The organism is Nonomuraea sp. NPDC048892 (assembly GCF_040649735.1).
GTDB classification, from domain to species: domain Bacteria; phylum Actinomycetota; class Actinomycetes; order Streptosporangiales; family Streptosporangiaceae; genus Nonomuraea; species Nonomuraea maheshkhaliensis.
The window spans coordinates 130,301-147,131 of sequence record NZ_JBEZFZ010000018.1 but is presented as its reverse complement, the minus strand read 5'-3'; the positions used below and the strand labels follow the sequence as shown (position 1 = coordinate 147,131).

Below are 16,831 nucleotides of genomic sequence, written 5' to 3'. Positions count from 1 at the left end.
TCGCAGAGCCGATCCCTCTCTCCATCATCACCCCGCCGGCTCTCCCCCATGCAGACAAAAAGGACAATCTTCGTTGAATCTCATTTATCCGACATACGGGATATTTCTGGCATCGCGCTGGGAGTCTGCGCAGGCGGCGATGGGTATGGCGCGCCGAAGACGCGGCCGCGCCCTGGACCGGGCGCCTCGACGGAAGGGGATTGCGATGTCTCCAGGCAAGCGGAAGCCGGATCTGCCGGCTCCGATGTTCGCCGAGCAGCCCGACGGAAGCTACGTCACCTCTCTGCGCGGCCTCGCGGTGCTGCGCGAGCCGCTGCTGAACAAGGGCACGGCCTTCTCGCCGCGCGAGCGGGCGGAGCTGGGCCTGGAGGGGCTGCTGCCGCCGGTCGTCGAGACCCTGGACGAGCAGGTGCGCCGCTCGTACGCGCAGTACCGCGCGCAACCGACCGACCTGCAGAAGAACGTCTTCATGGAAGCCCTGCGCGACCGGAACGAGGTCCTGTACTACCGGCTGCTGAGCGATCACCTGCGCGAGATGCTGCCCATCGTGTACGACCCCACGGTGGCCGAGGCGATCCGCACCTACAGCCACGAGTACCGGCGCCCCCGGGGCGTGTTCCTGTCCGTCGACGACCCGGACGGCGTCGAGCGGGCGTTCCAGGCCCTGCGGCTGGGGCCGGACGACGTCGACCTGATCGTGGCCTCCGACGCGGAGGAGATCCTCGGCATCGGCGACTGGGGCGTGGGCGGCGGGGCCGGCATCGCGGTCGGCAAGCTGGCCGTCTACACCGCCGCCGCGGGCATCGACCCCGCCCGCGTCGTCCCCGTCGCCCTGGACGTCGGCACCGACAACGAGGCGCTGCTGAACGACCCGGCCTATGTCGGCAACCGGCACGCCCGGGTGCGCGGGCGGCGCTACGACGACTTCATCGACGCCTACGTGCGGACGGCGTCGCGGATGTTCCCCGGCGCGATGCTGCACTGGGAGGACTTCGGCCCGTCGAACGGCCGCCGCCTCCTGGAGAAGTACACCGGGCACCTGCCCACCTTCAACGACGACATGCAGGGCACCGGGGCCATCGTCCTGGCCGCCATGCTCAGCGCCGTGCGGGCCTCGGGGACGCCCATGGAGCAGCAGCGCATCGTCGTCTTCGGCGCGGGCACCGCCGGTATGGGCATCGCCGACCAGCTACGCGACGCGATGGTCCGGGCCGGCCTGGACGCCGCGACCGCGACCCGGCGGATCTGGCCAGTCGACCAGCAGGGCCTGCTCATCGACGACATGGACGACCTGCGCGACTTCCAGCGGCCCTACGCCCGCTCGCGCGCCGAAGTGGACGGCTGGTCACGGGACGGCGGCGGCATCTCGCTGGCCGAGGTCGTCGAGCGGATCAAACCGACCATGCTGCTGGGCGCCTCCACCGCGCACGGCGCGTTCACCGAGCGGATCGTACGCACGATGGCGGCGGGGGTCGAGCGGCCGATCATCTTCCCGATCTCCAACCCGACCGAGCGGATCGAGGCGGCGCCGGCCGACCTGCTGCGCTGGAGCGACGGCCGGGCGCTGATCGCCACCGGCATCCCGGTCGAGCCGATCACCTACCACGGCGTCACCTACGTCATCGCCCAGGCCAACAACGCCATGCTGTATCCCGGGCTGGGGCTGGGCGTCGTGACCGCGCGGGCGCGCCGGGTGAGTCCCGGCATGCTCGCGGCGGCCGCCGAGGCGGTGGGCGGCATGGTGGACGTCTCGTCCCCGGGCGCGTCCCTGCTGCCGCAGGTGGACAACCTGCGCGAGGTCTCCGCCGTGGTCGCGGTGGCCGTCGCCGAGCGGGCGTCCGCGGAACACCTCGCCCGCACCAACCTGCGCGACCCGATCCAGCAGGTCCAGGACACCATGTGGCAGCCCGTCTACCGCCCAGTCCACGCGAACGGGAGCAAACGGTGAGCGCGCCCCGCGTCCTGGACACGCCGATCGGGCTCCAGGACACCGGCACCCGGACGGAGAGCGATTCGCTCGGCGACGTGGAGGTTCCGGCCGGGCACTACTGGGGCGCCCAGACGCAGCGGTCGCTCCGGCACTTCGACATCGGCGACGATCGCATGCCCAAGGCCGTCTACCACGCCTACGGGTACATCAAGAAGGCGGCGGCGATCGTCAACGCCCGCGCGGGCCGCCTGCCCCAGTGGCAGGCCGATCTCATCAGCAGGGTCGCCGACGAGGTCATCCGCGGCGACCTGGACGGCGAGTTCCCGCTGTACGTCTGGCAGACCGGCTCGGGCACCCAGTCCAACATGAACGTCAACGAGGTGATGTCCAACCGGGCGATCCAGCTCGTCGGCGGGCGGCTCGGCAGCAAGGACCCGATCCACCCGAACGACCATGTGAACATGGGCCAGTCGTCCAACGACACCTTCGTCACCGCCATGCACCTCGCCGCCGCGGAGGCCATCGACGATCACGTGCTGCCCGCCGCCGCCCGGTTGCGTGACAGCGCCGAGGCCAAGAGCCGCGAGTGGCAGCACGTCGTCAAGATCGGGCGTACCCATCTGGAGGACGCCACCCCGCTGACCGTCGGCCAGGAGTGGTCCGGCTACGCCGCCCAGCTCGGCGCGGCCATCGACCATCTGGAACACACCCGTACCGGGCTGTACCGGCTGGCGATCGGCGGCACCGCCGTAGGCACCGGGCTGAACGCGCCGTCCGGTTTCGGCGAGGAGATGGCCCGGCAGCTCGCCGGACTCACCGGGCGCCCCTTCACCGGCGCGCCGAACAGCTTCGCCGCCCAGTCCTCGTGTGACGATCTCGTGCGGGTCTCGGCGGCCCTGCGCGCCTTGGCGGTACCGCTGTTCAAGTTCGCCAACGACCTGCGCTGGCTCGGCTCAGGGCCGCGTACGGGGCTGGGTGAACTGATCCTGCCGGCCAACGAGCCCGGTTCGTCGATCATGCCGGGCAAGGTCAACCCGACCCAGGCCGAGGCCATGCTGATGGTGGCTGTCCAGGTGGCCGGCAACGACACCGCCGTCTCCATGGCGGGCGCCGAGGGCAACTTCGAGCTGAACGCCTTCCGCCCGGTCATCATCAAGAACGTGCTGCATTCGGCCCGCATCCTGGCCGACATGATGCTCCACTTCCGGACGTACCTGATCGAAGGAGCCCAGCTGAACACTGAGACCCTGAGCCGCAACATCGATCACTCGATCATGATGGTGACCGCGCTCAGCCCCGTCATCGGCTACGACCAGGCCGCCCGCATCGCGCATCACGCCCTCGGCAAGGGCCTCGCGCTCAAGGACGCCGCACTCGAATGCGGTGTCGCGGAGGACTTGTACGACAGGATCGTCGATCCCGAACGTCTCACCCGAGCCGGCGTGCCCGGCCCGGACGGCGACGACCGGCCCTGAGCGCCGCCGCCGGTGGCCCATGTGTGACGCCGCCGGGCGGTAGGTCCGCGACCGGCATTCCAAAGGTTTCCTTGACATCCGTTGCCGGCCGAGCGGATGATTCCAAGCATGTCTTTGGAATCCTGGAGGGAACGGCCGCGCCGGGTGCTCGACGACCCGGCCGCCATGCGCGCGTTCGCCCATCCCGTCCGCCTGGCCCTGCACGAGTTGCTGATGCGGGCCGGTGCCACGACCGCCGCCGATGCCGCCCGCGAGGTCGGCGTCAGCCAGGCGCTGGCCTCGTACCATCTGCGGCAACTCGCCCGGTACGGCTTCGTGGAGCAGGCCGAGGCCCGCGACGAGCGGGAACGTCCGTGGAAGGCAACGTCGCTGACCCAGGACTGGTCCGACGCGGGGGCCGACCCCGAAGCGTCGGCCGCCCGCGGCCTGCTGGAACAGGTCATCGCCGAACGGGCGCTGGCCCGGCTGGCCGAATGGCAGGAGCGCCGCGCGGACGAGCCGGACGCGTGGCGGAAGGCGGGCGGGATCGGCAACTCCTACCTCTACGTCACCCCCGACGAGCTCGACGCGCTGGACGACGCGGTCAGCCGTCTCCTGGAGCCGCTGATGGCGCGGATCGCCGACCCGTCCGAACGGCCGGAGGGCGCCAGGCCCGTACTGCTGACCACGCTCACGATCCCGCTCCGCACGACCGGCACCGGTGACTGACGCCGGGCCGGCCACCCCGCAGGGCGGCGAAGCCACGGCACGAAACACGAACGCTCCACGCACATCGACGGTCAGCGAGGCACCGGCGCAGGTCTCGGGCGCTTCGGACACGGCGTCGGAGGGGCCGGCGGGCGGGATCCGTGGGCTGCTCGGGGCGAACCGGGACTACCGGCGGCTGCTCTCGGCCGGGCTGATCTCGCAGACCGGCGACTGGGTCGTCAGCACCGGCCTGGCCTACCACGTCTACGTGCTCACCGGCTCCACCCTGTCCAGCGCCGCCATGCTGCTGGCGGGCCGGTTACCGGACGTCCTGCTCGGCTCGGCGGCGGGCGTGCTCGCCGACCGGTGGGACCGGCGCAGGCTGCTGGTGATCGCGGACGTGCTGCTCGCGCTCGGGCTGCTGCCTCTGCTGGCGGTACGCGAGCCGGGCCAGGCCTGGATCGTCTACGCCGTCGCCCTGTGGACGGGCGTGGTCAGCACGGTCCTGTTCCCCGCTCAGAAGGCCCTCGTGCCGCAGATCGTGTCGCCCGCGCAACTCGTCAGGGCCAACGCGTTGCACGGGCAGACCGGCCAGGCCGCCCGGCTGCTGGGCGCGCTGGCGGGCGGGGCCGCGGTGGGCGCGGGCGGGCTGGCCGCCGTCGTCTGGATCGGCGTGGCCGGCTTCGCGATCTCCGCGCTGCTGCTGGCCGGCCTGCGCGGCCCCGCCCGCGCTCCGGCCGCGACGACGACGATCGGCGGGCAGTGGGTGGCGGGGCTACGGCTGGCCGGCACCGACCGTGGCGTGCGCCTGCTGGTCACGTACATGGTGATCACGGGGCTGGGCGAGGGCGTCTTCTCGACGCTCGCGGCGCCTTTCGTGGCCGACGTGCTGGACGGGTCGGCGGACGCGTACGGGCTGTTCCTGTCGGCGCAGGCGGTCGGCGGGATCGCCGGCGGCCTGCTGATCGCCACCCGCCTCGGCGACGTCACGCCGCGGACGTTGTTCGGGTGGGGGACGGTCGTCTTCGGCCTGGCCGACCTGGCGCTGTTCACCTACCCGCTCCTGACGCGGGAGCTGTGGCCGGCCTTCGTGCTCATCGGCCTGGCCGGGCTGCCCGCCGCGGCGGCGATGGCGGGGCTGACCACGTTCGCCCAGACGGTCACCGGCGGCGACCGGCTGGGCGCGGTCTTCGGGCTGCTCGCCAGCGCCCATGCCGCGACGTCGCTGCTCGGGATGGCGCTGGCGGGCGTACTCGGCGACGGGCTCGGCATCGTCCCGATGCTCTGTGTGCACGCCGGCGGCCTGATCACGGCGGGCGCGCTCGTCGTGGCGGCATCACGTCGTTCCTCCCGGCGCCCTTGACCCACCCTCAGTGACGCGGCCGCCCGCTTTGGGCTTCGCCGTCACGGGCCCGTAATGCCGTCGTCCCTCGTGAACATTCTCCGTTTGCCCTCTGTTTAACATCCAACGTTGGACGTAGGATGTCCGACCTCAGAGCTGCTCCTGGCGAAAGGGCGAAGACATGCACGATGGGTATCCCCCGGAGGGCCGTACCGGGCGCTCCTGGCTCCGCCGGGCGGGCGCCGTCACGATGCTCGCGGGCTTACTCGCCGGCGCGTCCGTCGCGCCGGCGGCCGCGGCGCCGACGCCGGCCCCCGCGACGCCGCCCGCGACAGCACCGGCGGCAACCCTGGTGACAACGCCATCGTCAACGTCCTCGACGGCACCTGGGACGGCACCGGCCGAGGCTCCCGAGACGGGTGCGGGCGGCGGCGGCGCGCCGTTCGCCGACGAGCAGGTCCTCTACGAGCAGGGCGGCTTCGGGTACGCCTGCTTCAGGATCCCCGCCGTCGTACGGGCCGCGAACGGCATGGTCCTGGCCTTCGCCGAGGGGCGGGTGAAGGACTGCGGCGACGACGAGGACATCGACCTGGTGCTGCGCCGCTCCGCCGACGGCGGCCGGACCTGGGGGCCGCTGCAGGTGGTCTCGGAGGGCAACGGCACGACCCACGGCAACCCGGTGCCGATCGTCGACCGGCGTACGGGCCGGGTCGTGCTGGTCAGCACCCACAACGGCGCCGAGCCGTGCCCGAACGGCTGCGACCGCGACCCCTGGGTGCAGTTCAGCGACGACCACGGCGCGACCTGGTCGGCCGCCAGGGAGATGACCGAGGGCAAGCGCCCCGAGTGGAACTTCTGGTACGCCACCGGCCCGATGCACGGCATCCAGCTCGAACGCGGCCCGCACGCCGGCCGGCTGATCGTCGGCGCGAGTTACGAGAGCTGGGACCGGGTCGGCCCGCACGCGTACGGCACGCACCTGCTCTACAGCGACGACAGCGGCGAGACATGGAACATCGGCGCCGAGACGTCCTACGACGACGGCTCGATCATCGCCCAGGAGGTCACCGTCGTCGAGCTCACCGACGGACGGATCTACGCCTCGGGCCGCGAGCGCGGCACCGACGAGGGCAACCGGGCGTACGTGACGAGCAGCGACGGCGGCGAGAGCTGGGACGGGCCGATCCGCACCATGCCGGCGCCGGCGACGACCGACGTGCAGGGCTCGCTGGCGCGCTTCAGCGACGGGCGCCTGCTGTTCTCCTCGCCGATGCACCCGGGCGCGAGGGAGGCGATGGGGATCCGGTCGTCCTACGACGAGGGCCGCCGCTTCGAGACGTGGGACGAGGGCAAGGTCTTCCACTGGGGTCCGTCGGCGTACTCGGACATGGTGCGGCTGGACGGCGACGAGGCGGCCCTGATGTACGAGGCCGGCGCGGTCACGCCGTACGAGCAGATCCGGTTCACCCGGTTCAACGAGGCGTTCCTGGAGACGCCGAACGGCACCCCGCCCGGCATTCCCGGCCCGCCGGCGCCAGGACCGACGACGCCGGACGTGTCGCCGGACCGCAACCCGGCCTACGTGCGCGGCGGCGCGCAGCCGGTCGCCGGGCGCTTCGGGAACGGGCTCGCCCTGGACCGGGTGGACGACCGGGTGGAGGTGCCGTTCGACGACTCCATCGACCTCGGCGCGAAGGACTTCACGCTGACCACCTGGATCCGCTACTCCGAGACGACCGGATCGCACGCGATCCTCTGGTTCCACCGGGTGGACCGGGGCACCAACCCGCCCGGCCTCTGGCTGCGGGCCGAACCGGCCAGCAACCGCATCAGGGCGGTCATGTCCGTCGACCGGTTCGACGTGACCGTGCAGTCGCCGGGCGCGTACAACGACGGGCAGTGGCACTTCGTGGCGCTGCAGCGGGCGGGCGGCGAGCTGCGGCTCTCGGTGGACGGCGTGCGGGTGTCGTCGGCGCCGGTGCCCGGCGGGTCGCTGACCCTCGGCAGGGAGTTCGGGCTCGACGGGGTCCACATCGGGCAGCGGCTGGACGGCGTGGACCGTTTCCGCGGCACCCTCGACGAGGTACGCGTCTACCGGCGCGCCCTGTCCGGCACCGAGCTGGACCTGATCAGGCAGCGCAACCTCCCGATCGGCGGCCAGTTGGGCCTGCGACTGCCCTTCGACACCGTCAACTGAGGAACGGCGTCGAACGGCAGCTGAGCGACACGGAGGCGGCGGCGCTCGCGGAACTCGCGGGCGCCGCACCTTCGCTGTCGCGAGCCGCCGCTCTCACCGCCGCAGGCACCCCTCGCACGGCAATCGGTAACCGGCAGCCGGTGCCGGGCGCCATGGACATCCCATGTCCTTCGAGCGGCGAACGGGCGGCATTCCCCCGATGGCCCGTCCGTGTAGTCGGCGTAAACTCTTCCGCACCGCCTGGCCTTCCGGGACCTAGAGGTGGGATGTTCGACACAAGGTCTTGGACGAGCCTGGAGGCAGCATGCCCACGCGTGACGGCGCGTCGCTTCAGGAGCGCATCGTCGCCCTGATCCACGAACGCGGGCTGGCTCCCGGCTCTCCGATGCCCACGGAAGTGCAGCTGATGGACCTGCTCGGAGCGAGCCGCAACAGCGTCCGCGAAGCCGTGCGGGCGCTTCGTGCGCTGGGCATCGTCGAGATCCGCCACGGACATGGGACGTTCGTCGGGCACGCGTCGCTGGACGTGCTGACGCCGTCGCTCGCCTTCCAGGTGCGTTCGGGTCCCGGCGGCGGGATCCAGGCGCTGCGCGACCTGGTCGAGGTCCGCGAGCTGCTGGAGACCGGGCTGATCGGCCAGGTGGCCAAGAGTGCCAGCGTCACCCGGCTCGCCGCGCTGGACGCCCTGGTCAACGGCATGGACCGGGACCCGGGGGCCGATCGGGCGTTCCACGCGCTGCTGTACGAGTCCAGCGGCAACGAGCTGGTGCTGCAGCTGATCGGCCTGTTCTGGGACGTCTACCACGAGGTCGAGCCGACCCTGGACCCGCCGGAGGAGCGGACCGCGGAGATCATCGCCAACCACCGCCGGATCGTGGCGGCCCTGCGCGCCCGGGACGCCGAGGCCGCCAGAGAGGCGATGCGGTTGCACTTCCGCGACGTCAAGGCCCGCATCACACGGGCGAAGACCGGGGCCGAGGAGCCGGCGGACAGCCCTCACCGCTGAGACCCGGGCGTCATCGGGGCGGGCAACCGGCTGGACCCGGCGACGGCCCTACGCCGCCCGGCCAGGCGGGCGACACGCTGAGCCAGGTACTGTCTGTGCCTGCATCCGCCCTGGTCCCAGCCCTGACACTGTCTTCATGACGACAAACACTCAGATCACACCCATCGGCCTGCTCACCGGCAAGGTGGTGTTCATCACCGGCGCCAGCCGCGGCATCGGCGCCGCCGCGGCCCGGCTCTTCGCCGCCGAGGGCGCCGCGGTCGTGCTCGCCGCCCGCAGCGAAGACGCCCTTCGGGGGATCGTCGACGACGTCCGCGCGAAGGGAGGCGTCGCCGACGCCGTCCCGCTCGACCTGGCCGACCGCGAGAGCGTCCGCGCCGCGGTCGCGCGTGTGGAGGAGCTGCACGGACGGCTCGACGGCGCGTTCAACAACGCCGCCGCGATCCAGCAACCCGGACCGCTGGACACGACGAGCGAGGAGGACATCGACGAGCAGTTCGCGGTCAACTTCCGCGCCCACTGGATCGCCATGACCGCCGAGGCCGCCCTCATGCGGCGCAGCGGTGGCGGGGCGATCGTGAACACCTCCAGCATCGGCAGCCGCCGCGCTAACCCGGCCCTGCCCGCGTACGGGGCGATGAAGCGCGCGCTCAACAGCATCACCGAGACCGCCGCCGTGACCTGGGCCGGCGACGGCATCCGGGTCAACGGCATCACTCCCGGCGGCACCGCCACGGAGATGATCGACGAGTGGGAGGCGGCGACTCCCGGCATCATCGAGCGGGTGACGTCCGCGACCCCGCTCGGGCGGATGGCCGAGCCCCGCGAGGTCGCCGAGGCGGCCGCGTGGCTGCTCAGCGACCGCGCCTCGATGGTGACCGGCGCCATCCTCCCGGTGGACGGCGGCGCCGGCGCCTGAGAACAGGCGACTCGGGCGGGAAGGCCGGCGTTCGGGAGCCGATGCGCGGAAGGCCAGCGTTCGGGGCCGGTGGGCGGGTTGTACGGGATAGCCTTGGGCGTGATCGTTTCGAGGTGGCGGGGGTACCGGTGACGGGCTCCCGGGTGGCGGGTGTGGACGGCCAGGGACGTATCGGCGAACATCAGGTCGAACGGCTCCTCGGCGAGGGCGGGCAGGGCGCGGTCTACCTGGCCAGGTCGCCCGCCGGCGGGCACGTGGCGATCAAGGTCCTGCACGAGCGGCTCGCCGGCGATCCGGAGGTCCGGCGCCGGTTCCTGCGCGAGGCGGAGGTCGCCGCCAGCGTCGCGCCGTTCTGCACGGCGCGCGTGATCGGCACCGGGATGCTGGGCGAGCGGCCGTACATCGTCAGCGAGTACGTCCAGGGCCCGTCACTCGACGAGCTGGTCAAGCGGGACGGGCCGCGTATCGGCGGCGGGCTGGACCGGCTGGCGATCAGTACGCTGACCGCCCTCGCCTCGATCCATCGCGCCGGGATCGTGCACCGCGACTTCAAGCCGGCCAACGTGATCCTCGGTCCCGAGGGGCCTGTTGTGATCGACTTCGGCATCGCCAGGACCCTCGACACCATGACCACGACCAACCACGTGGCCGGCACGCCCGCGTACATGTCGCCCGAGCAGCTTGGCGACCAGCCGCTCACGCTCGCCTCCGACATGTTCTCCTGGGCCGCCACGATGGTGTTCGCGGCGACCGGGCGCAGGGCTTTCACCGGCTCGAACGTGCCCGCGGTCATGCACGCCGTCCTGCACGGCCCGCCCGAACTGTCCGGAGTTCCCGAGCCGCTGCGCACGATGGTGGCCGCCTGCCTGGCCAAGAACCCGGCCGACCGCCCCGCCGCCGCACACCTGCTCCGCGACCTCACCTCCGGCGACGTACGCACGGCCGCCGCGTCCCCTGGCACCGCGTCCCCCGCCGCCGTGGGCGAGCACACTCTCGTGGAAGGGATGCGGCCCCCGGCCGCGTCCGCCGTGCCCACCGCGCCCGCGGGCTCGAACGGGGCGAAGGCTCGGCGTGCACGTCCACGCCGGTGGCCGCTCGGGGCCGGGGCCGTGGTGATCGCGCTGGCCGTGACCGCGGGCGTGCTGCTCGTGCCCTCCTGGACGGCCGCCAACCAGGGCGGCGGGAAGAAGGCCACGACCACCCCGCTGGTGATCGACGGCAGGACGTACCCGAAGGTAGACGTCACCGACGGCTTCGACAGCACCCAGACCGGCTACGACCACTACCAGCCCTTCGGCAACGAGGCGCTGCCGGTGATCAAGGCCGAGGGCGGCAAGCTCACCGGCACGGCCCAGGGCCCGTTCTTCGGCTGGTTCGCCCTGCCCGGCACGCTGTCCTCCGCCGACGCGGTCAGCCTGATCACCCTGGGCGCGATGGCGGGCACCGGCGAGCCTGAGGACAGCGTCTTCGTCGGCCGGGTCAAGGACGCCGGCACGTACATCGGCGCCTGGTACAACCACACCCGCAAGGAGAGCGGCATCGACGTGCGCGTCGGCGGCGAGTTCCGGCACGAGCACAACCGGGCCGACCTCACGCTCGCGCCCGGTGACCGCCTGGCCCTGGTGCTGTCGGGTGGCGGCACGATCACCTCGTACGCCGAGACCGGCGGCACCTGGCGCCTGGTGACGACCCTCGACGTCGACCCGCTGAGCACGGCGGAGGAGCGGGCGTCCTGGCGGCACGGGTTCGCCCTGCGCGGCACGACCGGCACGATCGCCCTGGACGCCGCCGAGGGCCGCACCGCCACCGGCTGACCGGCGCCGAACGAGCAGCCGCGTCACCGGCGTCGGACGAGCGCCGCCCAGGCGAACGGCGCTGAAGTGCACTAGGGCAGCCGCCACGAGCCCGGCGTCGCCTCTTCGCGGCATATGCCCAGGTGCAAGAGGGTAAGGAGACCTCAGACTTCCGGTCGGGCACCGCCGCCGCGCCATGCACGGCAGGCCGTCCGCCCGCTTCCCCCGAAGGCCAGTCGTCGTCATGCCAGAGGGGACCCGTTCGGATGACCGTACAGAAGCAGCGTGCGGACGCGCCGCCGCCCAGCCCGCCGGCACAGCCGGAGCGCGCGGGCCGGCTGATCGTCAGCTGGCTGACGTCGACCGACCACAAGGTGATCGGCTACCTGTACCTGATCACGTCCTACTCGTTCTTCACCCTGGCCGGGCTGATGGCGCTGGTGATCCGCACCGAGCTGGCCCACCCCGGCCTCGCGCTGGTGAGCAACGAGCAGTACAACCAGTTGTTCACCATGCACGGCACGATCATGATGCTGCTGTTCGCCACCCCGTTGTTCGCCGGGTTCGCCAACGTGGTCATGCCGCTGCAGATCGGCTCGCCGGACGTGGCCTTCCCCCGGCTCAACGCGGTCAGCTACTGGTTGTTCCTGTTCGGCGGGCTGATGGTGATCGGCGGGTTCGCCGGCTCCGCCGGGGCGGCCAGCTTCGGCTGGACCGGCTACACGCCGCTGTCGCACGCGACCTTCTCACCCGGCATCGGCGGCGACCTGTGGATCATGGGCCTGGCGCTGGCGGGCCTGGGCACGATCCTCGGCTCGGTCAACTTCGTCACCACGATCATCTGCATGCGGGCGCCCGGCATGACCATGTTCCGCATGTCGATCTTCACCTGGAACGTGCTGCTGACCAGCGTCATCGTGCTGATGGCCTTCCCGGTGCTGGCGGCGGCGCTGCTGGCGCTGGAGGCCGACCGCAAGCTCGGCACGCAGGTCTACGACCCGGTGAACGGCGGGGTGATGCTGTGGCAGCACCTGTTCTGGTTCTTCGGCCATCCCGAGGTCTACATCATCGCGCTGCCCTTCTTCGGCATCATCACCGAGGTCATCCCGGTCTTCAGCCGTAAACCGGTCTTCGGCTACATCGGCCTGGTCGGCGCCACGATCGCCATCGCCGGGCTGTCGATGACGGTGTGGGCGCACCACATGTTCGCCACCGGGCAGGTGCTGCTGCCGTTCTTCTCCTTCTTCACCTTCCTCATCGCGGTGCCGACCGGGGTGAAGTTCTTCAACTGGATCGGCACGATGTGGCGGGGGCATCTGACGTTCCAGACGCCGATGATGTTCGCGGTCGGATTTCTGGTCACCTTCCTGCTCGGTGGGCTCACCGGCGTCATTCTCGGCTCGCCGCCGCTGGACTTCCATCTGCACGACTCGTACTTCGTCGTCGCGCATTTCCATTACGTGGTCTTCGGCACGGTGGTGTTCGCGATGTTCTCCGGATTTTATTTCTGGTGGCCGAAGATGACCGGCAAGATGCTGAACGACACCATCGGCCAATGGCATTTCTGGCTGCTGTTCATCGGCTTCCACACCACGTTCCTGATCCAGCACTGGATCGGCGCGCTCGGCATGCCGCGCCGCTACGCCGACTACAGCCCCGCCGACGGTTTCACCACGCTCAACCAGATCTCGTCCGTCGGGGCGTTCATTCTGGGCGCCTCGACGCTGCCGTTCCTCTACAACGTCTGGTACACGTGGCGCCACGGGAAGAAGGTCACCATCGACGATCCGTGGGGTTTCGGCAACTCCCTCGAATGGGCCACCTCGTGCCCGCCGCCCCGGCACAACTTCACCAGCATGCCGCGCATCCGTTCAGAACGGCCCGCCTTCGACATCCACTACCCGCACAGCAGGGCCGCCGCCGAGCTGGAGTGAGCGTGCTCGCCCGCCGCCGATCAATGTGGTGGAATGGCTCTCGGAACGACATCTCGTACGGCACGGTGCGGCGATGGAGCCGGCCGGAAAGGCGGCGTCCATGTCCAGCGCGCAGTTGTACGACACCATCGGGGCCGGCTACACCGTGACCCGGCGCACGGAACCGCGCATCGCGGCGCAGATCTGGGCGGCGTTCGGCGACGCCAGGACGGTGCTGAACGTGGGGGCGGGCACCGGATCGTACGAGCCGTCCGACCGTTACGTCCTCGCGGTCGAGCCGTCGGCGCTCATGCGCTCGCAGCGCCGCCCCGACGCGGCCCCCTGTATGGACGGGTCCGCCGAGCGGCTGCCGTTCGACGACGGCGCCTTCGACGCCGCGATGTCCGTCGCCTCCATCCACCACTGGCCCGACCCGATCGCGGGCCTGCGCGAGCTGCTCCGGGTCGCCCGCCGGGTGGTGGTGTTCACGCACGACACCACCGAGGCCGGCTGGCTGCACCGGTTCTGGCTCACCCGCGACTACCTGCCCGAGGTGGGGAACCTGGTGTCCGGCCGGCCCTCGATCACCGAGCTGGCCGACGCGATCGGTGCCCGGCTGGAGCCGGTGCCCATCCCGTGGGACTGCGCCGACGGCTTCTTCGAGGCCCACTGGCGCCGGCCGGAGGCGTACCTGGACGAGCGCGTCCGCCGCGGGACCTCGGTCTGGGCCAAGGTCGGCCCGGAGGCCGAGCAACGCGCGGTCCGCGCCCTCCGCGGCGACCTCGACTCCGGCCGCTGGGCCGAACGCAACGCCGACCTCACCGACCTCACCACCGCGGAACTCGGCCTCCGCCTCCTGATCGCCTGACTCCGGGCTGGGAGCTGGACGGTCGGCGACCTCGGCGGATCCTGGTCGCCGCCGGTGATGACGGCTTTCCGCGCGCATCGGGGCTGTGCGGCGGGTACACCGCGCCGGCCCTCGCCGCGTCCTATTCCCGTCGTCATCGTCGTTCGCAGGAGTCACACCATGCGCTCAACCCCCCGCCGTGTCGCCGGAGCCGTCACAGCAGCCGCCCTGTTCCTGCCCGCGACCGCCGGACCGGCCTTCGCCGCTCCGTCCGGGGTGCCGAAGGGCGCCGTCACCGCCAAGGTCCTGAAGATCGTGGACGGAGACACCATCGACGTCTCGCGGGGCGGCAAGCGGTATCGGGTCCAGTTGCTCGAAGTGGACACTCCCGAACGCGGCCAGTGCTGGTTCGCCACCGCGACGGCCCGCACCAAGGCGCTGCTGCCGATCGGAAAGACGGCCTACCTGGTCGCCGACCGTGCTCCGCGCAACCGGTACGGCCACCGCCTGTACTACGTGTGGAACGCCAAGGGCATCCACGTCAACCGCAACCTGGTGCGGTACGGCTACGCCAAGGCCGTGCTGGACCAGCCCAACGACAGGTACATCCGGCTCATGCGCGCCGAACAGGCCAAGGCCAGGAAGGCGCGGCTGCGCATCTGGTCCGGCAAGTGCGACGGCGACGGCCGCCAGCCGGCCCCCACTCCCACACCGACACCGAGCCCGACCAAGACCCGCCCATCCGACGACGGGAACGATCCACGCTACCGGACCTGCGGTGAGGCCAACGCGAACGGATACGGCCCGTACGTGCGTGGCCAGGACCCCGAGTACGCCTGGTACCAGGACCGCGACGGAGACGGAGTCGTCTGCGAGCGGTGACGGCCGCCCTTCAGCGCAGGTCCTCGGATCAGATCAGGGCCGCGACGAGAACGCCGGCCGGCCGGCGTGGACGTCAACACGGTGGTCGTCCGTCCGCTCGGCCAGCCGGTCTGACCCAGGCGTCACCCGGCCGTGGCGATCCCGTCGAGGAGCGCCAGCTCGTCCCCGGTCAGCCGGAGGCCGCCCGCCGCGATGTTCTCCTCCAGGTGGGTACGGTCGCCGGTGCCGGGGATGGCCAGGACGTGGTCGCCGCGGTGGAGGGTCCAGGCGAGCCGGACCTGCGCCGGGGTCACGCCGTGGGCCTCGGCGACCTTGGCGACCTCGGTCTCGCCCGTCGTGTCGCGGCCACCGTGCGCGGCGGTGGTGGGAAGGCCGCCGGAGATGCCGGGCGCGACGGCGAAGAAGGGCACGAAGGCGATGCCATGCTGGGCGCACGTGTCGAGCAGGGCGTCGTCCTGACGTTCCGTCAGCCCGTACCGGTTCTGCACGCACACCACCGGCGCGATCTCCATCGCCTCGGCCAGTTGCTCCGCCCCGATGTTGGAGATGCCGAGGTGCCGGATCAGTCCCGCTTCGCGCAGTTCGGCGAGGGCGCCGAAGTGCTCGGCGACGGAGCCGGGCTCCCGGTCCATCCCCGCGCCCCAGCGCAGGTTGACGACGTCGAGGTGGTCGAGCCCGAGCTGGCGGATGTTCTCCTCGACCTGGGAGCGCAGCTGCTCCGGCCGCGCGTACTCGAACGCGCCGTCGCGGGCGCGGCCTGCGCCCACTTTCGTGGTGATGACCAGCTCGTCGGGGTACGGCTGCAGCGCCGTGCTGATCAGCTCGTTGACCGAGCGGGTGGGCAGGAAGTAGAAGGCCGCGGTGTCGATGTGGTTGACGCCGAGCTCGACGGCGCGGCGCAGCAGGGCGACGGCGCCGGCGCGGTCCCTGGGCCGCTCGTCCCAGGGCATGCCGGCCAGGCGCATCGCGCCGTACCCGATCCGGTTGACGGTGCGGTCGCCGAGGCGCCAGGTGCCCGCCGCGGCGGCCGGTGCGCTGCTCACGTTGGTGTCGTTCGTCATGGCTCCAGCCTGCGCGTGGCGTTCGCCGCACGTACGGGAATGGCAACTACCTGCCGGGCCGTTCACGGTGGGAAGGGCTGAGGCAGAATCGGTGGTGTGCTGACGATTGACGGACTCACGCGCGTGAACGAGACGGTCACGATCGTGCACGGCGAAGAGGAGTTGTTCCGGCGGGCGGGACATCTGTTCGCGACCGCCACCGACTTCGCGTGCGCGGCCGACGGCCTCGCCGGCTGGATGACCGACCACACGGCGGACCCGGTCGCCGCGGCGACGACGAGCCGCCTGGGCAGCTTGCGCGTCCGCAAGCTCTACCGGCCCGAGCTGCTGCTCAACTCGGCGTCCGCGCGCGAGCTCGCGCGGCGCCGTGACGAGTTCGGCGCGCAGATCCGCGTCACCACCGAGAGGATCAACGAGACGATCGTGCTCGACCGCCGGGTCGTGATCCTGGCGGGCGATCTCAAGGCCGGGCGGCGCGGCTACAGCGTGATCGCGCAGCCGGAGATCGTCCAGGGGGTGATGTCGCTGTTCGAGACGGCCTGGCGGTCGGCGACCGACCTCGCGGTCTACGACGCCCGGGTGGCCGAGATCCGCGAGCTCGCACCCTCGGTGCTCGACCTGCTCAGCCAGGGGGTCAAGGACGAGACCGCCGCCCGCACGCTCGGCCTCGGGGTGCGGACCTACCGGCGCCGGGTGGCCGAGCTGATGACCGCGCTCGGCGCCGAGTCACGTTTCCAGGCCGGCGTACGGGCCCGCGAGCTCGGCCTGGTGTAACCCGC

The 16,831-nt window shown here is 71.6% G+C and carries 13 protein-coding genes; 12 read left to right on the top strand and 1 reads right to left on the bottom strand.

All coding sequences use genetic code 11. The features are described 5' to 3' along the window. Positions 1-205 precede the first annotated feature (205 nt). The 11 genes from AB0C28_RS40670 to AB0C28_RS40620 all read left to right on the top strand — a co-directional run bounded on the left by AB0C28_RS40670 (position 206) and on the right by AB0C28_RS40620 (position 14,991). Entirely contained in the window at positions 206-1,948 is a 1,743-nt protein-coding gene (locus AB0C28_RS40670; protein WP_358080671.1) for an NAD-dependent malic enzyme, read from the top strand. After that, on the top strand, positions 1,945-3,405 hold the full coding sequence (locus tag AB0C28_RS40665) for a class II fumarate hydratase (protein ID WP_358080669.1): 1,461 nt from the start codon (positions 1,945-1,947) through the stop codon (positions 3,403-3,405). Before AB0C28_RS40670 ends, AB0C28_RS40665 begins: the two co-directional genes overlap by 4 nt. A gap of 108 nt (positions 3,406-3,513) precedes the next feature. Then, positions 3,514-4,113 (top strand): helix-turn-helix domain-containing protein, encoded by a 600-nt coding sequence (locus tag AB0C28_RS40660; RefSeq protein WP_357849855.1) that lies wholly within the window; start codon positions 3,514-3,516, stop codon positions 4,111-4,113. Then, positions 4,106-5,455, top strand: a complete 1,350-nt coding sequence (locus AB0C28_RS40655; protein WP_358080667.1) for an MFS transporter — start codon at positions 4,106-4,108, stop codon at positions 5,453-5,455. The genes AB0C28_RS40660 and AB0C28_RS40655 overlap by 8 nt, the downstream gene beginning before the upstream one ends. 160 nt (positions 5,456-5,615) lie before the next feature. Then, a complete protein-coding gene (locus tag AB0C28_RS40650; protein ID WP_358080665.1) occupies positions 5,616-7,631 on the top strand; it encodes a sialidase family protein in 2,016 nt (671 codons plus the stop codon). A 304-nt stretch (positions 7,632-7,935) separates the two neighbouring features. After that, a complete protein-coding gene (locus AB0C28_RS40645; protein ID WP_357849864.1) occupies positions 7,936-8,637 on the top strand; it encodes an FCD domain-containing protein in 702 nt (233 codons plus the stop codon). Between the two features lie 136 nt (positions 8,638-8,773). Next, the gene (locus AB0C28_RS40640; RefSeq protein ID WP_357849867.1) at positions 8,774-9,556 is read left to right on the top strand and encodes an SDR family oxidoreductase; all 783 of its coding nucleotides are present in this window, start codon (positions 8,774-8,776) and stop codon (positions 9,554-9,556) included. Positions 9,557-9,669: 113 nt separating this feature from the next. Next, positions 9,670-11,370 (top strand): serine/threonine-protein kinase, encoded by a 1,701-nt coding sequence (locus AB0C28_RS40635; RefSeq protein WP_357849870.1) that lies wholly within the window; start codon positions 9,670-9,672, stop codon positions 11,368-11,370. Between the two features lie 245 nt (positions 11,371-11,615). Then, the gene (ctaD, locus tag AB0C28_RS40630; protein ID WP_357849873.1) at positions 11,616-13,283 is read left to right on the top strand and encodes a cytochrome c oxidase subunit I; all 1,668 of its coding nucleotides are present in this window, start codon (positions 11,616-11,618) and stop codon (positions 13,281-13,283) included. A 73-nt stretch (positions 13,284-13,356) separates the two neighbouring features. Further along, positions 13,357-14,130 carry a class I SAM-dependent methyltransferase gene (locus AB0C28_RS40625; protein ID WP_358080663.1) on the top strand — a complete coding sequence of 258 codons (774 nt, stop codon included), beginning with the start codon at positions 13,357-13,359 and terminating at the stop codon, positions 14,128-14,130. 159 nt (positions 14,131-14,289) lie between these two features. Next, positions 14,290-14,991, top strand: a complete 702-nt coding sequence (locus tag AB0C28_RS40620; protein ID WP_358080661.1) for a thermonuclease family protein — start codon at positions 14,290-14,292, stop codon at positions 14,989-14,991. A gap of 122 nt (positions 14,992-15,113) precedes the next feature. On the opposite strand, the gene AB0C28_RS40615 is transcribed toward AB0C28_RS40620, so the two are convergent. Further along, complete coding sequence (locus tag AB0C28_RS40615) at positions 15,114-16,052, bottom strand: oxidoreductase (RefSeq protein WP_357849882.1); 939 nt, start codon at positions 16,050-16,052, stop codon at positions 15,114-15,116. 96 nt (positions 16,053-16,148) lie between these two features. On the opposite strand from AB0C28_RS40615, the gene AB0C28_RS40610 reads away from it, so the two are divergent. Next, the gene (locus AB0C28_RS40610; RefSeq protein WP_357849885.1) at positions 16,149-16,826 is read left to right on the top strand and encodes a DNA-binding response regulator; all 678 of its coding nucleotides are present in this window, start codon (positions 16,149-16,151) and stop codon (positions 16,824-16,826) included. Positions 16,827-16,831 lie beyond the last annotated feature (5 nt).